Origin of the sequence: Stenotrophomonas sp. 278 (genome assembly GCF_003935715.1) — a bacterium.
Lineage (GTDB): Bacteria > Pseudomonadota > Gammaproteobacteria > Xanthomonadales > Xanthomonadaceae > Stenotrophomonas > Stenotrophomonas maltophilia_AH.
On record NZ_RHPP01000221.1, the window covers coordinates 1 to 4217 of the forward strand.

5 protein-coding genes and 1 pseudogene are annotated in these 4217 nt (G+C 67.5%); 1 reads left to right on the top strand and 5 read right to left on the bottom strand.

The window, feature by feature from the left end:
• The 4 genes from EGJ34_RS20695 to EGJ34_RS20710 form a co-directional block, all read right to left on the bottom strand.
• Window positions 1-1075: sigma-70 family RNA polymerase sigma factor (locus EGJ34_RS20695; RefSeq protein ID WP_125362307.1), on the bottom strand; the 1075-nt coding region annotated here is incomplete at its 3' end.
• 17 nt (window positions 1076-1092) lie between these two features.
• Window positions 1093-1509, bottom strand: a complete 417-nt coding sequence (locus EGJ34_RS20700; RefSeq protein ID WP_260477090.1) for a VOC family protein — start codon at window positions 1507-1509, stop codon at window positions 1093-1095.
• 148 nt (window positions 1510-1657) lie between these two features.
• Window positions 1658-2086: a VOC family protein gene (locus EGJ34_RS20705; protein WP_125362308.1), complete on the bottom strand. Its 429-nt coding sequence runs from the start codon at window positions 2084-2086 to the stop codon at window positions 1658-1660.
• A 75-nt stretch (window positions 2087-2161) separates the two neighbouring features.
• Complete coding sequence (locus EGJ34_RS20710; protein WP_125362309.1) at window positions 2162-2581, bottom strand: YciI family protein; 420 nt, start codon at window positions 2579-2581, stop codon at window positions 2162-2164.
• A gap of 212 nt (window positions 2582-2793) precedes the next feature.
• Here EGJ34_RS20710 and EGJ34_RS20715 point away from each other — a divergent pair, with 212 nt between their 5' ends.
• On the top strand, window positions 2794-3186 hold the full coding sequence (locus tag EGJ34_RS20715) for a YciI family protein (protein ID WP_125362310.1): 393 nt from the start codon (window positions 2794-2796) through the stop codon (window positions 3184-3186).
• A 29-nt stretch (window positions 3187-3215) separates the two neighbouring features.
• On the opposite strand, the pseudogene EGJ34_RS20720 reads toward EGJ34_RS20715, so the two are convergent.
• Window positions 3216-4217: pseudogene (locus EGJ34_RS20720) on the bottom strand (M23 family metallopeptidase); the annotation flags it as partial.

A 4217-nucleotide genomic window follows, 5' to 3' on the forward strand; every position in this document is an offset into this window, starting at 1 on the left:
GCACCAGCGGCCACGCCGCCGCCGCCCCCTGCGCCCGCGACACCGCCACCGCGCGGTTGAGTTCCACCACCGGCGAGGGATTCACCTGCCCCAGGCGCGCATACAGCGCCGCCATCCGGGTCCAGTCGGTGTCCTCCAGCCGCCGCGCACGGGCATGACAGTCGGCGATCGCGGCCTGCAGCACGTAGGGGTCGTCCTCGCCGCCCAGCTCCAACGCACGCTGCAGCGCCGCCTGCCCGCGCGCGACCTGCAGGTGATCCCAGCGTGTGCGGTCCTGCTCCGGCAGCAGGATCGGGTTGCCCTCGGCATCCACCCGGGCCCGCGACCGCGAGGCCTGCAGTTCCATCAGCGCCAACAGCCCGTGCACCTGTGGCCACGCCGGCAGGCGCTGCTGCAGGATCCGCCCCAGCCGCAGCGCTTCCTCGCACAGCGCCGGGCGCATCCAGTCATCGCCACTGCTGGCCGCGTAGCCTTCGTTGAACACCAGGTAGACCACCTCCAGCACCGAGGCCAGGCGCTCGGGCAGCGCCGCCTGGCGCGGCACCTCGAACGGCACCTGCTTCGTCGCCAGGGTGCGCTTGGCGCGCACGATGCGTTGGGCGATGGTCGGCTCGGGCTGCAGGAACGCGCGCGCGATCTCGTCGGTGGTCAGGCCGCCCAGCAGGCGCAGGGTCAGCGCGACCCGCGCGTCCGCGCCCAGCACCGGGTGGCAGGCCACGAAGATCAGCCGCAGCAGGTCATCGCCAATGTCATCGCCGAGCGCGTCGCTGTCGTCAGGCAGCGGCAGCGGCTGCGGTGCCAGCTCGCTGCCCCACTGCGCATGCTGCCCCGCCACCCGCTGGTGCTGGCGCAGCACGTCGATGGCGCGGTTGCGCGCGGTGGTCATCAGCCACGCTCCGGGATTGTCCGGTACGCCCTGCACCGGCCAGCGCTCCAGCGCGGCCAGCCAGGTGTCCTGGACCAGTTCTTCGGCCCGCCCCACGTCGCCGCCCAGCATGCGTGCCAGGCGGGCGATCAGGGCCGGCGCTTCCATGCGCCAGAGGGTGTCCAGTCGTTGCGTCAGCGCGGCATCCATGCCGGGAATGAAACCACTCAGCCCGGCGCGGCGTCCATATCCATGTGGGCCACTTCCCACAGGTGCCCGTCCGGGTCCTGGAAACTGCGCTGGTACATGAAGCCGTAGTCGCGCGGCGGCTGCGGTTCGCTGCCGCCGGCCTTGAGCGCCTTCTCCAGCTGTGCGTCGACCGCTTCGCGGCTGACCGCCGACAGTGCGTTGATCACCGCCGCGGTGGCCTGGGTGTCGGCAATCTGCTTGCTGATGAAGGTCTCGAAGAACGGCTTGCGCAGCACCATGACGAAGATGTGCTCGCTGATCACGATGCATGCGCCGTCGTCGTTGGAGAAGGTCGGATTGAGCGCGTAGCCGAGCGCGGTGTAGAAGGCCTTGCTGCGTTCTAGATCTTCTACGGGCAGGTTGACGAAGATCATTTGTTCGGTGGTCAGTTTCATCGAACGTTCCAGGTGTGAGAGGGCCGGCCAACGTTATGCCCGCCGTCCTGGCGGGCACCCTGCGGGCCGTCTCTGTGAGACGTTGAGAACGGCTCCTGCCGTTCTCTTCGGCGCTACCGGTGGGTATCGGTATCGGATGGGGTTGGCGTTACGGGAACGGCTTCATGAAGTTGACCATCCACGGCTTGCCGTACTTGTCTTCCAGCATGCCCCAGCGATGCGCCCAGAAGGTTTCGCCGATCGCCATGGTGACCTTGCCGCCCTCGGACAGTTCCTTGAACACGCGCTCGGCTTCTTCAATGCTGTCCACGTCGATGTTGATGGTGGTGGTACCGGCACCCTCGGACGGGGGGCCGTCTGCGGCCATGAGAATCGCGTCACCGACTTCCAGCTGGCTGTGCGCGATGAGGTTCGGATCCAGCGGACCCGGTGCGTCGCCGCAGCCGTCCATGTTGTCGCTCGGCGGCATGTCGCTGTACTTCGTTTCCGAGGTCACGGTGCCGCGCAGCACCTTGGCGTAGAACGCCATCGCCTCGTGGGTCTGGCCATTGAAGCCCAGGAAGGGAATCAGTTTCATGAACAATCTCCAGGTAGTGACACGCCATGCGTGTCAACGAAATGCGTGCAACCCACGCGTGTCAAAGAAAATGCTTCAAACCTTCTTTTCGATCTGGTCGCGCAGACGCTGTTCCTGCGCACGTAATTCCGGAGTGAACGCCTCACCGAAGTCATCCATGTCATACAGCGCGCGCAGTTCGACCACGTCGTTGGGGCCGAACGGTGCCCGCTTGGCCCACTCCAGTGCCTCGTCCATCGAGCGCACCTGCCACAGCCAGAACCCGGCGATCAGCTCGCGGGTTTCGGCAAACGGACCGTCCAGCACCCGCGGTGCCGGCCCGCCGTACACCACCCGGTGGCCACGCTGACTGGGCTGCAGGCCTTCGCCGGCCAGCATGATCCCGGCGTTTACCAGCTCTTCGTTGAAGTTGCCCATGGCCTCCAGCTCGGCCTCGGTCGGCAGCACCCCGGCCTCGGTATCCGGGCTGGCTTTGACGATCACCATCACTTTCATTGTCGTGTCCTGTTCACGAGCCCGGTTCGGGGGCCCTTCATGAGATACGACGCATCAGTGGAGCGCGGATCGACAACCCCGGCAGAAAAAATTCCGATCCCGTCATGTCCTGACGTTTAAAGCCTGAACACGCGGACATTTCCGCACTGCAACACCGGTGTCGCGCGAGCTGCGGCATGATGACCCCCTTCCCCGCTGCCGGTGGTCCGCCCATGCAATTCCTGCTGCTGATCAACATCGACCCGGAACTCATCCAGGCCCTGCCGGCCGACGAGTACGACGCCCACATGCGTGACTGCCTGGCCCACGCGGACGAGCTCCAGGCCCAGGGCACCCTGGTGATGGCGCAGCAGCTGCAGCCGGTCGAACAGGCCCGCACCCTGCGCGTGCGCCAGGCCCAGTCCCGCATCACCGACGGCCCGTTTGCCGAAACCCGCGAGTTCCTCGCCGGCTTCAACCTGATCAACGCGCGTGATGCGGATGACGCCATGCGCATTGCCCACGAGTTCCCGTGGTCGCGCTACGGCAGCATTGAAGTGCGGCCGGTGGCGGACATCCAGGCCGAGCGCGTACGGGTGGGCATGGGTGTGGGTGCCGCGGCGTAATCGCGGAATGCAGCCGGGCAAGCCCGGCTCTACGGGATTACGGTCACTTTCAGATCGCGTGGGCCCACGGCTTCATTCCCGCTGTAATCGCGCGCACTGGCGCGGATGATGTAATCCCCTGCCGGCAATGCATCGGGCACCCATCGCCCGGTTTCCACCAGGCCATCGCGCACCGTGTTGGTGACCAGGTAGCGGAATCGGGTCACCGCACTGCCATGCACGGTGATTCCGCTGTCCGGCGCGTACGCCACCACGGTCGCACTGCGCTCGCGCGGCATGCGGTTGAACACGATGTTGAAGCGCGGCTGCTCATAGCCCTGCAGCGGCTGGCCGGCTGCGTCCAGAATCTGGTAACCCACCTGGTACAGACCGAGGCGGCGGCGCGGCAGGTTGCGGTCGACCTGGTCCCACGCTTCCACCACGATCTGTACCCCGGGCCCCAGCCGCGACACCGGCACACGGCCATCGGCACCCGCCTTGATCGGCAGGTCGGCATCATCCAGCAGCTCAACCCCGGTGATGCGCGGCGCGAACGCATCGGCATAACCGGTGAAGCCCAGCGCCACCGCGTTGCGCTCAAAACCGCTGGCTCCCACGCTCAGGTGCACGTGGGCCATGCGGTTGAGGCTGCCCAGCGGGTCGCCGGCGGCGAAGCGGGTACCGCGGCGCACGCGCACGCGCTCCAGCGTGCCGTCCCCATCCAGCAGCTGCGGCCAGCGCGCGTCGAACGCCCGCCCCTGTGCGTCCCGCCCCACCCTCATGTGGATGTAGCGGATGCGGTCCAGCGACAGCCCTTCCGCCTGGTCACCCACCGACCAGGCCGCGAACGGCGTGCTCACCTTCCCGTCGGCCACCGCGCGCACGGTCTGGCCGACGTCACCGCGGATGTCGAACCCATCGTGCAGGTGATGCCGGCTTTCGCCCTTGAAGCTGCCACGGACCTCGCCGAGGGTGCCTACGACTTCGTGCCAGCCCTGTTGGGGATCGAGGGGCCAGCGGCCGGCGGTGGGGGGTAACGGGGCGTCCGGGGC